Below are 21952 nucleotides of genomic sequence, written 5' to 3'. Positions count from 1 at the left end.
GTTGACCGAACTTTTTTTGATTAGACCCACCCACGGAAACGTGAGGCTTCCGCCATTTTGCGTACACCGACCATGTAGGCGGCGAGACGCATATCGACTTTACGGGCTGAAGATGTATTGTATACCGTATTGAACGAGTGAACGAGTACTTTTTCAAGTTTCTCCTCAACTTCTTCTTCCGTCCAATAGTAACCTTGGTTGTTTTGTACCCATTCGAAGTATGACACCGTAACCCCACCACTTGACGCCAACACGTCAGGCACGAGGAGAATTCCACGTTCAGTCAAAATTTTCGTTGCTTCGTTCGTCGTTGGACCGTTGGCCGCCTCGACCACGATCGATGCTTTGATCGCATCCGCATTGTCCTCTGTAATTTGGTTCTCGATCGCAGCCGGAACCAAAATATCACAATCGAGCTCTAACATTTCTTTGTTTGAGATCGTATTTTTAAACAATGTCGAAATCGTACCGAATGAATCGCGACGATCTAACAAGTAAGGGATGTCGAGACCGTTCTCATCATGGATGGCTCCATACGCGTCACTGACTGCAATGACTTTCGCCCCTGCATCGTACATGAATTTAGAAAGGAAACTTCCCGCGTTTCCGAATCCTTGGACGACGACCCGTGCACCTTTCAATTCGATTCCGCGACGGAGTGCCGCTTCACGAATCATGATGGCCACGCCTTTTGCCGTCGCTGTCTCACGACCATGCGACCCTCCAAGAACGAGCGGTTTTCCTGTGATGAATCCAGGTGAGTTGAATTCATCGATGCGACTGTATTCATCCATCATCCATGCCATGATCTGTGAGTTTGTGAACACGTCCGGAGCTGGGATATCTTTCGTCGGCCCAACAATTTGACTGATGGCCCGGACGTATCCGCGACTTAAACGTTCGATTTCACGGAAACTCATCTCGCGTGGGTCACAGACGATTCCGCCTTTCCCACCACCGTAAGGCAAGTCGACGATTCCAGCTTTTAAACTCATCCATACTGATAATGCTTTGACTTCTACCTCCGTTACGCTCGGGTGGAACCGAATTCCCCCTTTAGTCGGTCCGACCGCATCATTGTGTTGAGCGCGATAGCCTGTAAAGATCTTCGTTGAGCCATCGTCCATGCGAACAGGGATCCGAACGGTCAGCATGCGAAGCGGTTCTTTTAATAACTCGTACATCTCATCTGGATAGCCGAGTTTATCTAAAGCTTCGTGAATTACCTCTTGTGTCGATTCCAAGATGTTTTTTCGTTTTTGATGACCTTTTTCTTGATCCGTAATCATGAAGGTTTCCTCCCCTAAATTGTCAATTCTCCCCCAAGAATTAACCTCGTATTCGTTTAAAAGTATAGCTGATACGCGTTCAATTTGAAAGGGCTTTTCAAAAATAATGAAAGCGTTTTCTTGATGGATGACGTGATCCAGATGTCTTACTTCGCTACGCGCTCAAGTGCGAGCTCGATAAAGCGTTCCAATAGCTCACCGTACGAGATTCCGACTGTCTTGGCACTATCCGGAAACAGGCTAAGCGGCGTCATGCCCGGTAGCGTATTCGTCTCTAGAATGTAGGCTTTGCCTTCTTCTGAAACGAGGAAGTCAGAGCGCGAATATCCTGAACAACCGAGCGCGCGATGTGCCAGGACTGCCGCCTGTTGAACCTCTGATGTCAAATCGTCCGAGATTTCAGCCGGACAGACATGAATCGAACCACCTTCCGTATACTTCGATTCATAGTCGTAAAATTCATTTTTTGGAATGATTTCAATGACAGGAAGAGCCTCTTCTTTCCCGAAGTTCCCGATGACGGGAACTGTCAGCTCTTTCCCTTTGATGTACTGTTCAACAAGTACCGCTGAATCACACGCAAACGCCTTTTCAATTCCTTCACGTAACATCGCTTCGTCCATGGCAATCGTCAGACCGTTCGACGATCCTTCCTGCGCTGGTTTGACGACACATGGGAATTCCATTCCCCACTCAGCGACTTTTGCATCGATCGATTCCCGTGACTCGATTAAGACGTCACGCGCGACGCGGATCCCGGATGCCGCGAAGATGATCTTCGCTCTCGCCTTGTCCATCGCCAGTGCAGATGCCAAGACACCTGATCCCGTGTAAGGAATCCCAGCCATTTCTAATAACGATTGCACACGACCATCTTCACCATACTTCCCGTGCAACGCACTGACGACGACGTCGACGTCCAGCGTTAATAACTCGTTCGCACGTTCCGGATGAAAGTCAATGGCCGTGACCTCATGACCACGTTCCGTCAACGCTTCTATCATTCCTTGCCCGCTCGTGAGGGATACCTCTCGTTCTCCTGACACTCCACCATATAAAACAGCGACTTTCATTCCAATCTCTCCTTCAACTAACTACTGAAAATTCAAGTCTAATCATAACACGGACATCCTAAAAACAATAGGAACAGAAAAGTAAAAAAAGCCGTACTCATGCGAATGCATCGTACAGCTCTTTCACGGCTTGTTCAGTTTGAATCGTCTTTCCGTATTCCATCATAACGTACGGGCTGACCGTAGTCGTCTTGCCGTACTCGGACAAAATGGCCGCGAGTCGTTCTTCCACTTGTGAAGGAAGCACCTCAACGAAGTGAAGATAGTAACGACCGTTGTAATGATAAAGCGTCCCACCCTGCTCGGTTTCATGTATATGCGGGAACAGACGAATCGAGGCGTTGATCACATCTTCAATGTCATCGAACTGATAAATCAAATGATGGATCACATCAATCGTCAATCGAATCTCGACCTGTTCGACATCGAGCTCAGCAATCGCTTCACCTTTTTGAACATCGATGACGAGTCCATCGCGAGGAAACATTGTCACATTCAAATCAACCGCTCCTTGCGGTGAAAATCCGTACTCACTTTCTGCTGTTTCAAGTAGTTCTTTCCACAGCTGCTGACCGTTTTCCCCCACGATCGTATCGATGGCGATTCCACGTAACGAGAGCTCATTCGCAGTCACATATACACGAAGATGTTCTTTTGTTTGTTTTTCAAATCTCAATCGAAAACCTCCAGTGAATAGTCAATCCTAATAATAAGCTACTCCCGTTTTCATCCCGTGTCAAATAGTTGATAACCATTTTGTCCACTCTTCAGGAGTGTCGCCAAGAAATGACCCATTGAATCGACCTCTCTCCAGGCTGACCGCATATCCACCGGCACCGATTTTTAAGTCAGGATGCTCGTTTTGAATATAATCCATTGCCTCTAACAAGTTCGGAATATGCTCAGTCAACGTACATGCGAAGATGAGACAAGACGTGTCGATATCATGTAACGCTTTACTCAAATCTTCTTTCGGGAAACCCGCTCCCAAAAAGATGACGTCGTATCCATGTTGACGCAAATAGAGCGTGACAAACAATAATCCGATCTCATGCATCTCCCCAGGTGCACAGACACACGTGATACGTGGCAGGAAGGGGTTCATCGGCATCTGAAGGGACAGCGTCGAAAGCCGCGCTCGTAAAAATGCCGTGGCGAAATGCTCGTGGGCGATGGTAATCGAGCCATTCTCCCATCGTGAACCGATTTCCATGAGCAGTGGTCCAATTACATCCTTTGTCACTTTTTCAAAACTGAACGTATTAAACGCACGGTTGATCAAATCATGGGCTGTCCGCTCATCAAATGAGAGCAACGCATGGAGTAGCCCGTCTTTCAACTCCTCATCGTACAGTTTGGTCGTTGTCGGTTCTGGCTCAGGCGCTTGATGAAGTTGTTGAATGGCTTGTGAGACAGAAAGCCCTTCTTTCTGCTTGTCCACGACCCATTTGATTTTTTCAACATCCTGATCTGAATACAGGCGGTGACCGGATTCCGTTCGGCTCGGCACGATAAACTGATAGCGACGTTCCCAAGCGCGAATCGTCGTCGGATTGACGCCGGTCAAGGTCGCCACGGTCTTGATGGAGTATTTCGGCATCTCCGCCCTCCTCTCTTACTCGTTCTTATGATATAAGTATATCCTCAACGCAAGAGGTTTACCCCTTTTATTGTGCAATCGAGAATTTTTTAAGAATAAAAAAAGATGCGAACTCTGTTCGCACCTCGTTTAAAATATGGCGTGTCGCCCGATATATATGAAAATGAGAATAATCGCTAGCATGGCGAAGGTTAATGTCATCGCCAACGGGCGCTTCATCCAGTTATCATTTAACTTCCTCTTCCGTTCGCCCTCTTGCCTCTCAGCTCGAGACGGCAACGTGTCCGCCAATTGCTCGCGTAAAGAATCCGCCTGATTCCGATGTCGCAACGTATGCCCTCCTTTACCTTTTTTATCATTTTACTATGATATTATTCAAAGGAAAAGATTTGCGTCAACCGAATTTTCCATTCTGTCACATTTTTTCGGACGATTTGCGGTGTATCAGGGAACGGAATCGGCCCACAAACATCACAGCATTCTTCTTGGTCGACCGTTTGTTCGGAAAAATAACGAAGCAAGTAATCGCGGCGGCATGTCCGGATGAGGGCATAATCCATCATCTGTCCGAGTTGACGATACCGATCACGCTTTCTTTCCTTTACCCAATCGAGTGCTTCTTGAAGCGAACGTTCTGTCAACAATTGCTTCAGCAGGAGAAACTTCGGGTCTTCTTCATTCATGCGTAACAACCTTGGTAGTTGCGCGATTGACGTCCCGTTCTCACGTTCAAAGTAGGCTAGTCGCATGTCCTCGTCTTTCGGGTACTGCCCGTCGATTAAAAATTGCTGGATGCGTTCGTCGCCATCGGCATATAGAAGGACCGCGAATGCGGGTTGCCCGTCACGTCCCGCTCGTCCGATTTCCTGCATGTATGCCTCGACTGTTGCTGGCAACTGAAAATGAACGACAGAACGGACGTTGTCTTTGTTCACACCCATCCCGAACGCACTCGTGCATACCATGACCGACACTTCGTCCCGTAAAAACTGGGACTGCACGAGTCGCCTGTCTTCCGTAGACATGCCTCCATGGTAAAACAATGCATCCTCTAGCTCAAAGGCTAACGCCTCTGCCTCGCGACGGGTCGCCGTGTAAACGACTGCAGGTTTTGGAATCTCTCGAATCAACTCTTTCAATCGCTCAAGTTTCTTCTCCTTTTCCAACCGTTCAACCAACAATCGGATTTCCGGACGATTGGCAGAGTGGACGAATTGTTCAGGTGAGAACAGTGCCAGCTTTTCAATGATGTCCTGTTTCACGCCTTCTGGCGCCGTCGCCGTGACCGCCATACACTGGGGACTCCCAATCTGTTTTCGCAACTCACCTAAACGCGCATACTCAGGACGGAACTCATGCCCCCATTGTGAGATACAGTGCGCCTCGTCAATGACGAGCATTTGAATTTTCACATTCGCCAGAGCACGCGTCACATAAGGAACGGCCAATTGTTCAGGTGAAAGATATAAAAAACGGTAACGTTTCAAATGGTTGATGATGTCCTGCTTCTCTTCAGCCGATTCCATCGACGTCAAACGAGCGACACCACGCTCTCCCCGTTCTCGTATATGCAGCATCTGGTCCTCAATGAGTGAGAGTAATGGCGAGACAATCACCGTGAGCCCTTGATTTTTAATATAAGAAGGAAGTTGGAACGTCAGCGATTTTCCCGCCCCCGTCGGCATGACGGCCAATACATCCTGCCCTTCGATCACGGCATGTATGATGTCGCGTTGCCCAGGGCGAAACGATTCATACCCGAACACTCGTTTTAATGTCGCTTCATACAAAACTCTCACCTCGTTTCAGTCTGGCGAAGACGAGTCGAATTTGAAAATAACTGACACGCCCCATTTTCTCAAATACTGGTTTCAACGCCCAGCTATCCGGATGTCGCAACTCTTCAATCGTGACCACATCCTCCATCGGTACAAATTGTTCGAGCGGGAAGACTTCTAAATACATCGCCATCTCGACGACATGGTCTTCAATCGTACTCGTACGTAAACGCCGTTTCGCTTGAACCTGTTGGAACGTGTATCCCTTTAAGAACAACTCATATGACTCACGTGCTGAATAGGTCATCCGGTCCGTCGATAAGCCGTACGTAAATCCCCGTAGTTTGGCATCATCCGGCAAGACCATCAACAGTTCGTTCCATCCGGCCAAAAAATACAAACGAGCCGTCTCGGCATCAACATGAAGCAGGCTGGCGATTTGTTCATACGTCAGACCCGTCTCAAACGCTCCTGTGAATCGATAGACGACGGCCGTCGCATACGGGTCCCCGATTTGTTCAAGTGCTTGTTCAATCTCTTGATGAAACGTTCGCATGAGCGCTTTCCAATCTCGATCAAGATGTAACAACTGCTTGACCCATTGCTCTGCCGGACGATCAGCTTGTACCGGATAGAATGTCCGGGCATGTTCTTTTGACATGAACGTCTGCACGAATAAACTCAAGCGTTTCCACGTCGTCGCATTAAAATCACGGCGTTCCCCGCCCAACCGATTGAATAGTTGCTCGACCGATTCAGGTGAAGCCAGCATTTCTCCCGCCTCTGTCAATCTGAATCGTTTACGGTCGAGCCATCCTCGTTTCTCAAGTTGTTTCAGGACAGATTCATACGAATAAGTCGTTTGTGGAAACTGTCCAAAAAGAGGCTCTAAGTCATAAAAAAATGCGTCCTGTAGCGTCGTGGCCGAGCGCTTCCCATTCAGGACATGGTAGAGACTTCGCTCACTCCGTTCTCCATTTAATCGTTTAATGGCCAGCAGTAGAACTCCATCCGCTAAATGAACCAAATCGTCACTTCCTTAAAAAAATCATTATCCTACCAAAAAGACGCTCGTTTCCTCATTGAAATAATTGGGTATGTAGACTACAATTACTCATAGTCAGTAGAATGATTTCTAAGAGAAACGAACCGTTTGGAGGGTTATTATCATGGCAAAATTTACAATCGTCGATAAAGATACATGTATCGCATGCGGAGCTTGCGGCGCGGCAGCACCAGATATTTACGATTATGATGATGAAGGTCTTGCGTTCAACTTGATGGATGACAACACAGGTACTGTTGAAATCCCAGATGAGCTATACGAAGACATGATGGATGCATTCGAGGGTTGTCCGACAGACTCGATCAAAGTTGCGGACGAGTCGTTTGACGGCGACGCTTTAAAATTCGAATAATCGTGAAAGACATATCGGTCCTGTGACTGATATGTCTTTTTTGTGTTTTCGCATGTAACCTAGTCTAATCATGGCATCTCTAGACAAGTATATCAAAAAAGGTTGTTTGGCTTAAGCACCAAACAACCTGGATGAAATGGACATATGTCCTATCTCGAATTAACGTTTCCCTTTAATATATGGGATACCGACTGACTTCGGCGCATCCGCACGACCAACGAGTCCAGCGAGAGCGAGAATCGTGAGCGCGTATGGTGCAATCAAGAGCAAGAGTTGCGGCACGTTATTGATGACCGGCAAGTTGCTTCCGATGATCGAAAGGGCTTGAGCGAATCCAAAGAACAATCCGGCACCAAGCGCTCCGAGCGGATTCCATTTACCGAAAATCATTGCGGCAATCGCCAAGAACCCTTGACCAACGATGGTCGTTCCGCTGAAGTTCGTCGTGACCGTCACAGCATAAACCGCTCCGGCAAGACCACCAAATGCACCAGAGAGCATGACGCCCATGAAGCGCATTTTCGTGACGTTGATTCCCATCGTATCAGCGGCCATCGGATGTTCACCGACCGAACGAAGACGAAGTCCAAACGGCGTCTTGAAGATGACGAACCAGACGACGAACGCCAAGGCGATCGCAACGAACGACGTGTATTGGACGTTGATAAAGAACATCTTCAACACAGGAATATCGGATAAAAAGGGTACATTTTCTTTCGCGATCCGGTACTCGATAAAGTCCGTCTGCCCTTTGTTGTAAAGAACACGAACGACGAAGATGGCGAGACCGATAGCGAGCATGTTGATCGCCACCCCGAGAACCGTCTGGTCCGCACGCCAAAGGATGGCAGGAACGGCCAAGAAGAGGGAGAACAACGCGCCGACCACCATGGCGACAAGCAAGGCAATCCATGGGCTAGAGGCACCAACACCTAAATCAGTCAAGGTGAGCGTCGTGATGATTCCTGTCGCGGCACCGATGACCATGATTCCTTCAAGGGCGATGTTGACGACACCAGAACGTTCACTGAAGATTCCACCAAGTGCTGCGATAATGAGTGGAGTCGCATAGGCAAGCGCAACCGGAACGACGATATAAAGGACTTCTAAGAAGTTCATTTTTTCTCCACTCCTTTCTTACGATTTCCTTTAAGTTTCTCAACGACATAGTTGATCGCATATCCAGACGCTACAAAGATGACGATGGCTGCGATGATGACTTTGACGAGCTCAGATGGTACGTTCGCACCGAGCTGCATCGCCAATCCACCGATGTTCAACCCTGCGAAGAGAATCGCTGCTAAAATGACACCAATCGCAGTGTTCGCACCAAGAAGGGCGACGGCAATCCCGTCAAATCCGACACCAGTGAACGATGCCGAGAGGGTCATACTGCCGAATGTTCCGAGACCTTCCATCGCACCAGCGAGACCGGCGAACATACCAGAGATGACGAACGATAGGACGATGTTACGGTTGACGCTCATCCCTGCGTATTGTGATGCATGTTTGTTGAATCCGACGGCACGTAACTCATAACCGAGTGTCGTACGTTGAAGGATATAGTAGTATACGATTGCCGCAAGTACTGCGACAAGCACACCCCAGTGAAGACGTGAATACGTCGTCAACTCTTCGAGCCATGGCGAGGCGAGAGACGCCGAGTCGTTGATTGACTCTGTACGCTCGTTCGTTACGCCGATGACGCTACGCAAAATCGCGTTCGTCGTGTATAGCGCGATATAGTTCATCATGATTGACGTGATGACTTCATGCACGTAAAATTTCGCTTTCAAGAATCCAGGAACGAACGCCCAAATTGCAGCTGCGACCATTGCCGCGAGGAGCGCGAGCGGTAAATGGATGAACATCGGTAAGTCGAAGTTAATCCCTACATAAACGGCTGCGACCCAGCCGATCAACACTTGTCCTTCTACCCCGATGTTGAATAGTCCTGTACGGAAGGCGAATGCAACCGCAAGACCCGAGAAGATGAGCGGGGCTGCAGCACGTAATGTTTCACCGACGGCATACGGACTACCAAACATTCCTTCAAATAATGAGATAAACCCTTGAACTGGGTCGTATCCACCAATCAACATGACGATGGCCCCGACGAGCAGTCCTAAAATGATGGATAGGAATGGAATGAGAAGTTGGTTTAAACTTAATTTTTTCATTCTGTTTCGTCCCCTCTCTGACCGCCGGCCATCAAGAAGCCAAGTTCTTGTTCCGTCGTCTCTTTCGGATCACGAATCCCTACAATTTTCCCTTCGTAGAGAACAGCAATACGGTCGGATACGTGTAAAATCTCATCTAGCTCAAACGAAATGAGTAGGACGGCACGTCCTTTTTCACGTTCTTTAATAAGCTGCTCGTGAATAAATTCAATCGCACCGACGTCGAGACCACGAGTCGGTTGAGCGGCGATGAGTAAATCTGGTGAGCGATCGACTTCACGTGCGATGATCGCTTTCTGTTGGTTCCCTCCCGAGAGAGCACGAGCTGGAACATCAATTGATGGAGTTCGGACGTCAAACTTCTCAATCAACGCCTTCGCCTTCTCAGCAACAGCCTTATAATTCATGAGACCTCGTTTCGAGAATGGTTCTTTATAGTACGTTTGAAGTACCATGTTGTCACGAATCGAGTAATCAAGTACGAGACCATGTTTATGACGGTCTTGAGGAATGTGTCCGATTCCTGCCTCGGTCATCTTACGCGGCGTGTGTCCCGTCACATCTTTTCCATTGAGCAGGACTTTACCGGACTCCGGCTTTTTCAACCCAGAGATAGCTTCAATCAATTCTGTCTGACCATTGCCGTCAATCCCGGCAATTCCAAGTACTTCTCCGGCGCGAATCTGCAAGTCCAATCCTTCGACGACTCTTAAACCGCGACTGTCTTTGACGACGAGGTTTTGAACGTCGAGAACGACTTGTTGTGGATCGGCTTTCGAATATTCTGCATCAAAGTTAACTTCGCGTCCGACCATCATCTCTGCAAGACTGTCTTCATTCACCGTTTCATCCACTTCGACTGTGCCGATATAGCGCCCACGACGAATGACTGTGCAACGGTCCGCGACTTGCATGATTTCCTTCAGCTTGTGCGTGATCAAGATGATCGACTTACCTTCAGCAATCAGACGTTTCATAATTTGGATAAGTTCTTGAATCTCTTGTGGTGTCAACACTGCCGTCGGTTCATCAAAAATCAAAATATCTGCTCCGCGATAAAGCGTCTTCAGAATTTCTACACGCTGTTGCATACCGACTGAAATATCTTCAATCTTCGCATCAGGATCGATTTTTAGTCCGTATTGCTCTGAAATGTCCATGACCTTCTTCCGAGCTGTGGCACGATCAATCGTGACCCCACTCTTCGGTTCAAGACCCAAAATGATGTTTTCAGTGACTGTGAATTTTTCAACCAACATAAAGTGTTGGTGGACCATTCCAATTCCAAGTTCGTTGGCGATGTTCGGATTTTCAATATCCACTTTCTTTCCGTGTACGCGAATCTCTCCACCTTCAGGCTGATAGAGACCAAATAACACGTTCATGAGCGTTGATTTCCCGGCCCCGTTTTCTCCTAAAAGCGCATGGATTTCACCTTTACGCAATTGGAGTGTGATATTGTCGTTCGCGACGAACGTACCGAACTCTTTGCGAATATTTAGCATTTCAATTACATATTCCAAGGAAGTTCACCCCTAACTTTAAGTAAAGGGAGACCACGTGGGTCCCCCCTATACTCAAATGAATTATTTTACGTTTTTCATGAACTCTTCGAACTCAGCGTCAGTTGCTGGTGCAGTAAGTTCTCCGTCAACCAATTGAGTGCGGTACTCTTCAACTTTGTCGAGGATTTCTTGTGAAACGTGCTTGTCAGATGTTTCCGCGATGCCGACACCGTCATCTTTCAAACCGAACTCGATGATTTCGCCACCTGGGAACTCTCCGTCCATCGTTTGTTTCGATACTTCATAAGTAGCTGTATCGACACGTTTAACCATTGAAGTCAATGTTACGTCTTCTGGAAGACCTTCTTCGTACTGGTCACGGTCAACCCCGATTACCCAAACTTCTTCGCCGTTCTTCTTACGGTTTTTAGCCTCTGTGAATACCCCTACACCAGTACCACCAGCTGCGTGGTAGATGATGTCCGATCCAGAACCATACATACCTGATGCAATCGCAGTTCCTTTTTCAGCTGAGTTAAAGTCTTCAGCATATTTCACGTCGATTGTTGCGTCAGGGTTTACAGCCATGACACCCGCTTTAAATCCGTTTTCAAACTTCTTGATCAAGTCTGATTCTACCCCACCGATGAAACCAACTTTATCTGATTTCGTCGAGAGACCTGCAATGACACCAACGAGGAATGAACCTTCTTGCTCTTTGAACGTGATTGAAGCAACGTTTGGAGCATCGACGACCATGTCGACGATTGCGAAGTTGTTGTCTGGGAACTGCTCAGCAACTTTTTGAACGTCTTCAGCCATCAAGAAGCCAATTCCGTAGATCAAGTTGAAGTTGTCACGAGCCAATTGTTGCAAGTTTGGCTGGTAATCCGCTTGCTTAGCAGATTGGAGGTATTTGTATCCTTCGTTTTCAGTCAAGCTGTTATCTTCACCGAACTTCGTAAGACCTTCCCATGCTGATTGGTTGAATGATTTGTCATCAACACCACCAGTATCCGTTACCATTGCAACTTTGAAGTCGCCGCCTTCGCCGCCTTCACCGTTTGAAGATGAGCCTTCGTTGTCATCTCCACCACATGCTGCGAGTACTGTAGAGAGTGTGAGTCCTGCTGCTAAAGCTGAGAGAATCGTTTTCTTTTTGTTCATCATCGTCGTGTTTCCCCTTTCGGTTCATAACAAATTTTGTTGTCATGTTATCAGTAGTCTTTACACCGGTATAAGAAAGCGCTTTCACGCTGTTCCCCAAAAATAACTCTTCCGTCCAGAAACTGCTCGTTTAAACTCGTTTACGTACGACATGGAAGTCGAATCGATCAGCACGGAAAAAGTTGGCCGAATCGAGTAATGGTAAATCACTCTCATCATAATGCAATTGTTTTAAAGCGAGTAACGGTTGGTCCGTCTGAAGTTGTGACGAGATTTCAGCGCTGACACTCGGTTCGATGTGCGTGATCGCATAAGCGACTCGACGTCCTACCTCTTGTTCCAGAGAATCAAACAACGATTTCCCTTCAGTCAATGCCTCAGGATTTGAGACGAGATGGGCCGGCACTTTATCGACACAATACACAACCGGTGTGTCGTCCGCATATCGAATTCGAACAATTCGATAAATCGGTGAGTTCGGCTCAATCTTGAGACGCTCGGCTTCTCTCTCTGTTGCCAACACTTTCTCGGCCACCAATACTTTCGTTCCTGGTGTCATCTTCGCTCGTGTGATCATGTCAGTGACACTGAACAATTCTTCAATCCCTGACGTGAATGGCGGTTTAGAACTGATAAATGTCCCTACCCCATGCTTTCGCACGACAAATTTCTCGTCTTCGAGAATTCGGAGCGCTTCGCGAAGTGTCGCTCGACTGACTCCAAGTTGCTTCGAAAGTTCAAATTCTGAAGGTAATTTTTCCCCTTCACGATAGACACCAGCGTCGATATCTTGCTTAATTTTCTCAATCACTCGAAGATAGAGCAATCGATGATCGAGCTTAATCGACATTGGCCTCACCACCTTTAATTTACTTACCAGTGCTCAGACATCTGACGTATGAATGTCCTTGCCAATATTAAGTATAGGGATTCGAGAATTAGAACGCAATAGTTTTTGTTCGGAATCAAGGAAATATTTTTTCGGAACATGTCGAACCGTACCTTTGAGTCCATTTTACTCATTTTCAACCCCATTGAAAAATTTTTGTAAAATGTAAACGTTATTAAAAAATGTAAGCGTTTCAGCGCTTTTTAAAAGTATGTACCAATTCGGGATATAGGACATATGTGCTATATTACATTTATATTATAGCGAACATCTCAGAATAGAGCGAATATTATTATATCGTATATACAGTATTAAAAAACGAACGATTATATATATCGATATATAATCGTTCGTTTTTGTGATTATTCTTCTTGTTCTTGAATGAGTACTTTCCTCGGTTTTGAACCTTCTGACGGACCGACATACCCCGCTTCCTCAAGTGAGTCAATCAAACGGGCGGCACGATTATACCCGATTCGAAATCTACGTTGAATCATCGAAGTAGATGCCGTCTCTTGTGTCACGATGAATTGCACGACTTCTCCGAACAATGAATCATCCGAGTCAATCGTCGTCACTTCTTCTTCTTTTGGCATCATCGCTTCCACATATTGCGCACGCTGCTGCGCGATGACATGATTGACGACCGTCTCGACTTCTTGATCGGAGACGAATGCACCTTGTACACGGACCGGCTTGTTCATTCCGTTCGCAAGCATCAACATGTCACCGCGTCCAAGCAGTTTTTCTGCTCCCCCGCCATCAAGAATGGTCCTTGAATCGGTTTGCGATGAGACGGCGAAAGCGATGCGGGACGGAATGTTCGCCTTGATGACGCCTGTGATGACGTCGACAGATGGACGTTGTGTCGCGAGGACCATGTGAATGCCGGCAGCACGTGCCATTTGTGCAAGTCGCATGATGGCATCTTCGACGTCATTTGATGCGACCATCATCAAGTCCGCCAATTCATCGACGATCACAACGATGAACGGTAAACGTTTCGCATCCTCGTCATCTGACTGATCGACGAGTTCATTGTACCCTTCGATATTGCGAACTCCATATCGACTGAACAGTTCATATCGTCGTTCCATCTCTGCGACGACCTGCTTCAGTGCTTGTGCGGCTTTTTTCGGATCGGTGACGACCGGTGTCAACAGGTGTGGCACACCGTTATAGACGTTCAACTCGACCATCTTCGGATCAATCATCATAAGTCGGACCTCATCGGGTCGAGAACGCATCAAGAGTGACACGATCATGCCATTGATACAGACGGATTTCCCAGACCCTGTCGATCCTGCGACAAGCAAATGCGGCATTTTGTTGAGCGAGATCCCAACCGTCTCGCCACTGATACTACGACCGAGTGCGACGAGCAGCTTCGAGTCATCTTGTTTCACCGGTTCTGCCTCTAGCACTTCACGTAAGCATACCGGTGCGACCTCCTGGTTCGGTACTTCAATACCAATTGCGGCTTTACCGGGAATCGGAGCTTCAATCCGAATATCTTTTGCAGCCAGCGCCAATGCCAAATCATCACTCAATGAGGTGATGCGACTGACCTTCACACCGATATCTGGTTGTAGTTCATATTTCGTGACGGTTGGACCAAGGTGGATCTTCAACACTTTGACACCGACTCCGAATGACTTAAGCGTCTTTACAAGCTTGGATGCATTTTCTTTCAATCGCGCATTCTCACCAGACAAATCCGTAATGACGGGTTCTTTCAAATTCGAGAATGGCGGAAGTTCGTATGTATCCGAGACATCTTGGGCCGCAGTCATCATCATCTCCTCGGTCGTGATCGTGGAATCGACTTCCGAAGAATCCGTTCGAGTCTGATTGTTCTTCTCACTTTTTTCCGCTACGACCTTTTCACTAAACCCGACGATTGGAATGTCTTGCATCGTGACCACATCTGACTCTATTTCCGCGTCCGGCTGCGTTTCCTCTTGTTTTGGACGAGGTGACGTCTTGCGCGTTCGTTTCGTCTCTTGCTGCTTTTCCACTTTCGGTCTGGCTTGCCATTCTTTTCTGACGGCCGTGACGGATTCCTGCATTCGATGATAGAGCGTTCCCCAAATCGTTGGGGCATAGAGCGAGACACCGACGAGGAAGCAGACGATTCCTAAGAAGACAATCCCGAAGTCAGAGAATAAATATTGATTCAAGTTATAGAAAGTGCCATTGATGCCACCCCTCGCCTCTCCCCAAAGTAAGTCTCCAAATAGTAAGAACGAGGCGAGCATCGCGAATAGTCCCGTTCGTCGCATCGGCTTCATCGGAGTGAGGACAATCCATAACAAGACAGCCATCATCAAGTAAGTGAGCGCATCCCATCCTCCGAAAAGATAGACAGATAAATCGGACAACTGTTGACCAATCCACCCTAAATCAAATAAGGCAAATACGAATGCGACGATGGCGAGGACAAAGATGCCCCACCCATATGTACGTGGCGCAATCGGTTGTTTTTTACGGTTCCTCGTATTTCGCGTCGCTGGTCGCTTTCGCTTTACGGGAGTCTTTCTTGTTTTTTGAGCCACATCAGTTCCTCCTAAAAAAAGAAGGCAAAAGTCAGATGACTTTTGCCTCACTCTCATTCCATTAAATCTCCATGATGATCGGCAAGATCATCGGACGACGTTTCGTCTGCTCGAATAAGAAGACGCTCAGTCGCTCGCGGATATTTGATTTCAATTCGGTCCAATCACTGCCAGCCTGCAGACTCTTTTCAATCTGTTTCGTGACAATACGGTTTGCCTCTGAAATCATCTCCTCCGATTCACGCATATATACGAAACCACGTGAGATGAGTTCAGGTCCTGAAATCAATTTCTTCTGTTTGCGATTCAACGTGACCACGCAAAGGACAACTCCATCCTGTGACAACAAACGACGGTCCCGTAAGACGATGTTTCCAACGTCCCCGACGCCGATTCCGTCAATCAAGACGTTTCCTGCAGGAACTTTTCGGCTCATGCGGGCTTTTCGACCCGTGAACTCGACGACGTCACCTTTTTCAACGATGAAGATGTTGTTTGGTTTGACGCCCACTTGTTCAGCGAGTTTCGAGTGTGCCATCTGCATCCGGTATTCCCCGTGAATCGGTAAGAAGTACTTCGGTTTAACGAGGTTGAGCATCAGCTTCAATTCTTCTGCCGAGCCGTGTCCAGATACGTGCACTTTACGTTGGTTGTAAATGACGTTCGCACCCGAACGGAACAACAAATCAATCGTTTTAGAAACGGACTTCTCATTCCCTGGAATCGGTGTCGCCGCGATGACGACCGTGTCATTCAATCGAATGTTGACTTGCTTGTGGGCATTACGAGCCATACGAGTCAATGCCGCCATCGGCTCTCCTTGCGAACCTGTCGTTAAAATGACGACTTTATTATCCGGTAGACGGTTTACTTGCGACAACTCGACGAGTGTCTTCGCCTTGAAACGTAAGTAGTTTAGTTTCTGTGCAACTTCGACGATGTTGACCATGCTACGACCAACGACCGCGACTTTACGATCATTCGCTTCCGCTGCTGCGAATACTTGTTGCAAGCGATGGACGTTCGAGGCGAATGATGCCACGATAACCCGACCTTCCGCTTGATAAATGACATCGTTCAATTCAGCTCCGACGATTGACTCTGAACCGGTTTGCCCCGGTCGCTCGGCGTTCGTCGAGTCGGAAAGAAGTGCAAGTACACCACGTTGTCCGATTGCCGCTAACTTATTGAAGTCGGATTGTTTACCATCGACAGGCGTGTAATCAAACTTGAAATCTCCGGTATGGACGATCGCACCTTGAGACGTTTGAATACAGACGCCGACACAGTCGGGAATCGAGTGATTGACGCGGAAAAACGTGATGAAATGATCAGCGATAGTCAATTTCGTTTTGGCATCAATCATGCGAAGGTCGACTTCTTTCAACAAACCGGCCTCTTTTAATTTCAATTCAATCAACCCGAGGGTCAATTTCGTCCCGTATACTGGAACGTGCTTCAAGTCGCGTAAGACGTAGCTGAGTCCACCGATATGGTCTTCGTGACCATGGGTGATGAAAATCGCCCGTACGCGATCTTTATTTTCTTTTAAGTATGTGATGTCTGGGATGACGATATCAATCCCGAGCATCTCATCGCCTGGAAACATTAGACCGGCATCGATGACGAAGATGTCGTCGTCTAGTTCCACGACGTACATGTTCTTCCCGATTTCGCCTACGCCTCCAAGCGCAAAGACGCTAATATTCTCTGTCTTCTTTTTTGACACTAACAAAAACCTCCTAAATGATTCATATTCTGTTTCGTCCCCTTATCGCTACTGAATATTGTAGCGGAAAACGGCTTCATTGCCAACATTTCCGTCTAATCTAATAGAGGTTTTAGTGCATCAGCAAGCGGTGCCGTCTCTTTTTCATCAGGTCGCTTCCCTGCAACAAGTTGACGAATCGACAAGCCGAAGTCCATTTGGAGGTGAGGATAGTCCGGGAATGAGTTCCAGTCTCCGCCCCATTCAAAGCCGAGCGCCTTTCCTAACTCCCCTAGTTCTTGCCAGTCAGGAATGTCATTCCGATTACGATCCGTATTCAGGTCATAGTCGGTCTTGTTGTTATGGATGATAACGAAATCGACAGCAAGACCGTAGTTATGATAGCTCTGACCCGCCTTCGCATTGGTCACCACTTGCCCGGGTTCAGACCGTCCTTGCGCATAAAGCGCATTCTGTTCCTTGGCAGAACGGTATCCTGAAGTGAGGCGCACTTCGAGGTCTAGACAAGAATGGGCCAATCGAATGAACGATTCTCCCCGATTGGCGACTAACGGATGCAACCGGTCGAAGTCAATCTTCGTCCTTGCCAAGATCGCATCCTCTTTCTCCACGTCCCGTACACACATATCCGCTTCGAACGTCGGCTCGTCTACCCAAGGCACCGGTTCCGGTTGCATATAAAAGTAAGCGAGCGTAATGCCAATCAGAAAGGCGACCATCGCAAGAGATAACACGCCTGTCCATCTCATCTTCTTAACCGTTTACGCAGTCCTTTTAAGAGTGGCAACCCTTTTTCGAGTGCCATATACAAAGGACGATTCAAGACGAGGTCGAATTCCCCGACCTTTTCAATCATGTCGCTTCCCCATCCCGATTTGAATGCGTAAAGACCAGCATATTCATCATCCGGGTCCGTACTTCCTGATACCCCGCCGAAGTCGTATCGCTCGGCGCCACTCGCTTTGGCCGCCTGCATCATCGTCCACTGCATCAAGTGGTTCGGCATAAATTCACGGAATTCATTTGACGAGGCTCCGTATAAGTAATAAGAACGCCGTCCTGCGAGAGTCAACAGACCACCTGATAAGACGAGCCCGTTCGGATAGGTCTGATCGAGTTCGACGAGCTCAGGGAGAGCTTGCTCCGCTTTTTGAATTTGTGCCTCCGTCTGTTCCTTGCGGTTCAAAAGGCTGTTACGTTTCTTTTCAATCGTTTCTTTCTCAAGGCCCCGTTCAATCTTCGCCAACTCTTTCTTCGCTTTTTCTAGCGTCGCCTGTTGCTGTTCGAGTGCGATTTTCGGTTCGAGCGTTGTCAAGAAGAGACGGGCATCATTCGGTTGCAGACAATCGTATAGGTTCTCAAAATAATCGAGCCCTCGCGTAGCGAATCCGTCACGTTCCCCTGTCACTTTCATCAAATCGGCGAACGTTTTGAGTCCGTCACGACCGACCTCTTTGCAGACGATTCCTTTTTTCTCCGCGAGACGGACATTGTAGCGGAACTTATGATGGAATTTCGCAAAAATATCCTTCTCACTCGGGCGCAAATCCGTTTCCATTGTAAAACGAGGTTGGGCGTAGTCAAATCCACCGCCGTATCCCTTATGTTTAAACCCGATGGCAGCCATTTCGGTCAATAGTCCTGGCAATTCATCTCGGTCGATGTTTGGATCGATTTTTACGACGATGGCTTTATGTGCCGTCGCGACACGCGTCGCTTCTTTCACGAGCGCCTGTAGCGATGCCAAGTCGTCGTAGTCCACGACAAACCCGCGTGGGGCATAGCACAGTGTGTATGGTAATTTCGGGACACGTTTGAATAAAAGTAAAGCGACACCGGACGTCACGCCGTCTCGCGCGACCGCTACACGTTCTGACGTCCAACCATTTTGGCGCTTTACATCTCCCCAACTCGATAGTTGCAACAAATCCCCTCGGTCGTGTGTTTTGACGAAGTCGTCATGCTCTTTTTCTGTCAACGTAATTGGTTGTACTGCCATAAATCATGCTTCCTCCGTATTCAAAATGGTCGCTCGAACGATTGCCTCTTCGTCGAGCGGCAATTTTTCATTTCCGATAATTTGATACTTCTCGTGCCCTTTCCCTGCTAACACGATGATGTTGTCCGGTTTCGCTAGACGGGCCGCATAACGGACCGCTTCTTCTCGATCCCCGATTTCAACAAAGTTGTCGTGGGTCATCCCGGCTGCAATCCCTTTTGTAATGGATTCATACGCTTCGAATCGTGGATCATCCGTCGTAATGATGACGGTACCGGCATAAGTCGAAGCCATCTCACCCATTGCAGGACGTTTTGTGACGTCACGGTTCCCACCTGTCCCAATCAAAAAGATAATCTTTTCTTTCGGTACGCCGACGAGCGACTTCAGACACTGTTCGATGCCATCCGGCGTGTGGGCGTAGTCCGCATATACGTTGTAACCTGGGACGTCTAAACGTTGCATCCGTCCTTTGGCCGGATGAATCATCTCGAGTGCTTTGGCAATTCGCTCAAGCGAATAACCGGCAGCGAGAAGACAACCCGTCGCCAACAATAGATTGTACACGTTGAAACGACCGATGAATTGAACCGTCACCGGAAGTTTCGCGCCTTGGTAATTCAATGTAAAGCTCGTTTGAGACAACGTCTGTTCAATGTCCGTTGCCATCAAATCTGCTTGCGCATCAATCCCATACGTTATTACTTTCGCACCGGTCATCGTCTCATAAAGAGGCGTTTGTGCATCGTCCGCATTCAAAACGGCGACTTTCCCACGTGAGGCCATTTGACCGAGTTGAGCGAACAATAATCCTTTTGCACGTGCATAGTTTTCAAACGTCCCATGAAAATCTAGGTGGTCGTGCGTCAAGTTCGTGAAGCCAACGATGTCAAAATCTGTTCCGATGACACGTCCGAGCTCAAGACCGTGTGAGGACACTTCCATCATCACGTCCGTCACGCCTTCATCACGCATTTGTGCCAACAACTGTTGAAGTTCTGAACTTTGAGGCGTCGTATTTTTACTTGGGACGATTTTGTCGTTGATGCGTACTTCAACGGTCCCAATCAAACCGGTCGAATGCCCGAGAACGTCGAGGACGTCTCGTAAAATCGTCGTCGTCGTCGTTTTTCCATTCGTTCCCGTGATTCCGAACAGTCGCATCTGTTCAGATGGATACGCATAAAAGGCCGAAGCCAACAACCCGATCGAACGCGAGCTGTCACGTACAATCAGGTTTGGCACTGACAGGTCGAGCGATCGTTCGCTAACGACTGCCACCGCGCCTCGCTCTACTGCTTGCGCCGCATATTCATGCCCATCTACCGTATAGCCTTTGATGGCGACAAACAGCGTTCCCGGCACAACTTCTCGCGAGTCCGTCGTCACATGCGTCACGACGATGCCTTCTAGATTTGGTTGATTAATTAATTGTATCGTCTTCACTAAATCCGTTAAGTTCAAGTCTTTCCCTTCTTTCACCTGTATCCTATCCAAACTAAAGAATACCTCTTAATCAGTGTAGAGAACTTACAATTCGGTTTCAAGTCACGCTTCGTTTGGGAGGACATATGACTTCGCTGGGCGATGGCTCAACACCTCACGAATCAATGTATTGACCTCATCGCGTTCAATCCGTTCTACTTTGGCAATCACTTGTTCTATCGGCTCGACTTCATCGAGAAGTAGCAAGTTCCGTCCGTTCCGATTCATACGGGCACTCGAACTTTCATTCCCAAGAGCGATCGACCCTTTCAATTGTCGCTTGCCTTTGTCTACTTCCTCAGCAGTCAAACCGTCGGCGACAAGTCGCTTCATCTCTCTCTCTAGGATGACTTCGACTTGTTCCAACGTATCCGGCGACGTACCGACGTATATGGTAAACGTACCGTGATCGGAAAACGTCGTGTAATAGGAGTAAATGGAATAAGCCAAGCCCTCTTCTTCACGGATGGACTGGAACAAACGCGAAGACATCGTCGCGCCGATTGCGTTGTTCATCAATGCCAAATGAGGCAATCGATCGTCCGTCGCCGGAATCGCTTCGTAGTTCCAACAGAGGTGGGCTTGCTCCGTTTCCTTATGTTTCGTCAATGTGTCATGGAACAGTTCCGGTTGATTGATTTCTTTCGACGATTCCCTAGAAGGGATGTGGGCAAACCTACGTTTTACCGCCTCAATCAATTCTTCAGAAACATGACCTGCGATCGAGACGACAATCTGCTCGGCCGTATACTGTTCTTGTAAGTATTCGACGAGCTGGTCACGCGTCAATCGATTGACACTCTCCTCCGTCCCTAAAATCGGTTGGGCGAGGATATCGTCCCGATACGCCGCGATGGCCAATAGTTCGTGAACGAGATCTTCCGGTGTATCCTCATACATTTTAATCTCTTCCACAACGACACGCTTTTCTTTTTCTAACTCCTGTGCATCGAGCACCGACTCAAACAGCATGTCTGTCAGGACGTCGAGCGCCATGACCGCGTGTTCATCGAGCGTCTTCACGTAAAAGCATGTATGGTCTTTCGAGGTGAAGGCGTTGACGCTTCCACCGAGCTCATCGAAAAAGGAAGCAATCTCTTTCGCGCTTTTCGATGCGGTCCCTTTGAACAACATATGTTCAATCAAATGACTGATGCCGATGTTCTCAAACGTCTCTGTACGTGTCCCTGCTTTAATGAATACCCCGGTCGAGGTGCTAAGCGAACCTTCGATTGGTTCGATGATGATTCGGACACCGTTCTCTAATGTCATCCATTCCATATTC

General features: G+C 47.8%; 19 protein-coding genes. 1 reads left to right on the top strand and 18 read right to left on the bottom strand.

The window, feature by feature from the left end:
• Nucleotides 1–20: 20 nt before the first annotated feature.
• The 7 genes from EAT1B_RS15205 to EAT1B_RS15175 form a co-directional block, all read right to left on the bottom strand.
• Nucleotides 21–1289 carry a Glu/Leu/Phe/Val dehydrogenase gene (locus EAT1B_RS15205; protein WP_015881453.1) on the bottom strand — a complete coding sequence of 423 codons (1269 nt, stop codon included), beginning with the start codon at nucleotides 1287–1289 and terminating at the stop codon, nucleotides 21–23.
• A 146-nt stretch (nucleotides 1290–1435) separates the two neighbouring features.
• The gene (locus EAT1B_RS15200; protein WP_015881452.1) at nucleotides 1436–2362 is read right to left on the bottom strand and encodes a D-alanine--D-alanine ligase; all 927 of its coding nucleotides are present in this window, start codon (nucleotides 2360–2362) and stop codon (nucleotides 1436–1438) included.
• 97 nt (nucleotides 2363–2459) lie between these two features.
• On the bottom strand, nucleotides 2460–3038 hold the full coding sequence (locus EAT1B_RS15195; RefSeq protein ID WP_015881451.1) for an adaptor protein MecA: 579 nt from the start codon (nucleotides 3036–3038) through the stop codon (nucleotides 2460–2462).
• Between the two features lie 60 nt (nucleotides 3039–3098).
• The gene (locus tag EAT1B_RS15190; protein ID WP_015881450.1) at nucleotides 3099–3962 is read right to left on the bottom strand and encodes a MerR family transcriptional regulator; all 864 of its coding nucleotides are present in this window, start codon (nucleotides 3960–3962) and stop codon (nucleotides 3099–3101) included.
• 129 nt (nucleotides 3963–4091) lie between these two features.
• Entirely contained in the window at nucleotides 4092–4292 is a 201-nt protein-coding gene (locus EAT1B_RS15185; RefSeq protein WP_015881449.1) for a hypothetical protein, read from the bottom strand.
• A 41-nt stretch (nucleotides 4293–4333) separates the two neighbouring features.
• The gene (locus EAT1B_RS15180) at nucleotides 4334–5761 is read right to left on the bottom strand and encodes an ATP-dependent DNA helicase RecQ (RefSeq protein WP_148209515.1); all 1428 of its coding nucleotides are present in this window, start codon (nucleotides 5759–5761) and stop codon (nucleotides 4334–4336) included.
• The gene (locus tag EAT1B_RS15175; protein WP_015881447.1) at nucleotides 5745–6767 is read right to left on the bottom strand and encodes a helix-turn-helix domain-containing protein; all 1023 of its coding nucleotides are present in this window, start codon (nucleotides 6765–6767) and stop codon (nucleotides 5745–5747) included. Before EAT1B_RS15175 ends, EAT1B_RS15180 begins: the two co-directional genes overlap by 17 nt.
• Nucleotides 6768–6909: 142 nt before the next feature.
• On the opposite strand from EAT1B_RS15175, the gene EAT1B_RS15170 reads away from it, so the two are divergent.
• A complete protein-coding gene (locus tag EAT1B_RS15170) occupies nucleotides 6910–7158 on the top strand; it encodes a ferredoxin (protein ID WP_015881446.1) in 249 nt (82 codons plus the stop codon).
• Nucleotides 7159–7317: 159 nt separating this feature from the next.
• Here the strand turns inward: EAT1B_RS15170 and EAT1B_RS15165 are convergent, their stop codons facing one another.
• From EAT1B_RS15165 to EAT1B_RS15115, 11 genes are all read right to left on the bottom strand, one after another.
• Nucleotides 7318–8277: an ABC transporter permease gene (locus tag EAT1B_RS15165; protein ID WP_015881445.1), complete on the bottom strand. Its 960-nt coding sequence runs from the start codon at nucleotides 8275–8277 to the stop codon at nucleotides 7318–7320.
• The gene (locus EAT1B_RS15160) at nucleotides 8274–9338 is read right to left on the bottom strand and encodes an ABC transporter permease (protein ID WP_015881444.1); all 1065 of its coding nucleotides are present in this window, start codon (nucleotides 9336–9338) and stop codon (nucleotides 8274–8276) included. The genes EAT1B_RS15165 and EAT1B_RS15160 overlap by 4 nt, the downstream gene beginning before the upstream one ends.
• Nucleotides 9335–10861 carry an ABC transporter ATP-binding protein gene (locus tag EAT1B_RS15155; RefSeq protein WP_015881443.1) on the bottom strand — a complete coding sequence of 509 codons (1527 nt, stop codon included), beginning with the start codon at nucleotides 10859–10861 and terminating at the stop codon, nucleotides 9335–9337. The genes EAT1B_RS15160 and EAT1B_RS15155 overlap by 4 nt, the downstream gene beginning before the upstream one ends.
• A 63-nt stretch (nucleotides 10862–10924) precedes the next feature.
• A complete protein-coding gene (locus tag EAT1B_RS15150; protein ID WP_031421732.1) occupies nucleotides 10925–12010 on the bottom strand; it encodes a BMP family protein in 1086 nt (361 codons plus the stop codon).
• Nucleotides 12011–12140: 130 nt separating this feature from the next.
• Nucleotides 12141–12860, bottom strand: coding sequence for a GntR family transcriptional regulator (locus EAT1B_RS15145; protein WP_015881441.1), 720 nt, complete (start codon nucleotides 12858–12860; stop codon nucleotides 12141–12143).
• Between the two features lie 401 nt (nucleotides 12861–13261).
• Nucleotides 13262–15454, bottom strand: coding sequence for a DNA translocase FtsK (locus tag EAT1B_RS15140; RefSeq protein ID WP_015881440.1), 2193 nt, complete (start codon nucleotides 15452–15454; stop codon nucleotides 13262–13264).
• Nucleotides 15455–15515: 61 nt separating this feature from the next.
• Nucleotides 15516–17183, bottom strand: a complete 1668-nt coding sequence (locus EAT1B_RS15135; protein ID WP_015881439.1) for a ribonuclease J — start codon at nucleotides 17181–17183, stop codon at nucleotides 15516–15518.
• A gap of 95 nt (nucleotides 17184–17278) precedes the next feature.
• Nucleotides 17279–17932 (bottom strand): M15 family metallopeptidase, encoded by a 654-nt coding sequence (locus tag EAT1B_RS15130; protein WP_015881438.1) that lies wholly within the window; start codon nucleotides 17930–17932, stop codon nucleotides 17279–17281.
• The gene (locus EAT1B_RS15125; protein WP_015881437.1) at nucleotides 17929–19182 is read right to left on the bottom strand and encodes a lipid II:glycine glycyltransferase FemX; all 1254 of its coding nucleotides are present in this window, start codon (nucleotides 19180–19182) and stop codon (nucleotides 17929–17931) included. Before EAT1B_RS15125 ends, EAT1B_RS15130 begins: the two co-directional genes overlap by 4 nt.
• 3 nt (nucleotides 19183–19185) lie before the next feature.
• A complete protein-coding gene (locus EAT1B_RS15120) occupies nucleotides 19186–20679 on the bottom strand; it encodes a UDP-N-acetylmuramoyl-L-alanyl-D-glutamate--2,6-diaminopimelate ligase (RefSeq protein ID WP_235439541.1) in 1494 nt (497 codons plus the stop codon).
• Nucleotides 20680–20730: 51 nt separating this feature from the next.
• Complete coding sequence (locus EAT1B_RS15115) at nucleotides 20731–21948, bottom strand: pitrilysin family protein (RefSeq protein WP_015881435.1); 1218 nt, start codon at nucleotides 21946–21948, stop codon at nucleotides 20731–20733.
• Between the last annotated feature and the right edge of the window lie 4 nt (nucleotides 21949–21952).

It is taken from the genome of Exiguobacterium sp. AT1b, from assembly GCF_000023045.1.
In the GTDB taxonomy this organism is placed as follows: domain Bacteria; phylum Bacillota; class Bacilli; order Exiguobacteriales; family Exiguobacteriaceae; genus Exiguobacterium.
Note: the sequence above shows the minus strand (reverse complement) of the source record. Positions and strands in the feature narration are given on the sequence as shown.

What these genes read in the sequence shown, in the direction of transcription:
- EAT1B_RS15145 (WP_015881441.1), bottom strand. Translation starts at nt 12,860, where the DNA reads ATGTCGATTAAGCTCGATCATCGATTGCTCTATCTTCGAGTGATTGAG.
- EAT1B_RS15165 (WP_015881445.1), bottom strand. Translation starts at nt 8,277, where the DNA reads ATGAACTTCTTAGAAGTCCTTTATATCGTCGTTCCGGTTGCGCTTGCC.
- EAT1B_RS15125 (WP_015881437.1), bottom strand. Translation starts at nt 19,182, where the DNA reads ATGGCAGTACAACCAATTACGTTGACAGAAAAAGAGCATGACGACTTC.
- EAT1B_RS15205 (WP_015881453.1), bottom strand. Translation starts at nt 1,289, where the DNA reads ATGATTACGGATCAAGAAAAAGGTCATCAAAAACGAAAAAACATCTTG.
- EAT1B_RS15115 (WP_015881435.1), bottom strand. Translation starts at nt 21,948, where the DNA reads ATGGAATGGATGACATTAGAGAACGGTGTCCGAATCATCATCGAACCA.
- EAT1B_RS15130 (WP_015881438.1), bottom strand. Translation starts at nt 17,932, where the DNA reads ATGAGATGGACAGGCGTGTTATCTCTTGCGATGGTCGCCTTTCTGATT.
- EAT1B_RS15170 (WP_015881446.1), top strand. Translation starts at nt 6,910, where the DNA reads ATGGCAAAATTTACAATCGTCGATAAAGATACATGTATCGCATGCGGA.
- EAT1B_RS15150 (WP_031421732.1), bottom strand. Translation starts at nt 12,010, where the DNA reads ATGAACAAAAAGAAAACGATTCTCTCAGCTTTAGCAGCAGGACTCACA.
- EAT1B_RS15200 (WP_015881452.1), bottom strand. Translation starts at nt 2,362, where the DNA reads ATGAAAGTCGCTGTTTTATATGGTGGAGTGTCAGGAGAACGAGAGGTA.
- EAT1B_RS15160 (WP_015881444.1), bottom strand. Translation starts at nt 9,338, where the DNA reads ATGAAAAAATTAAGTTTAAACCAACTTCTCATTCCATTCCTATCCATC.
- EAT1B_RS15190 (WP_015881450.1), bottom strand. Translation starts at nt 3,962, where the DNA reads ATGCCGAAATACTCCATCAAGACCGTGGCGACCTTGACCGGCGTCAAT.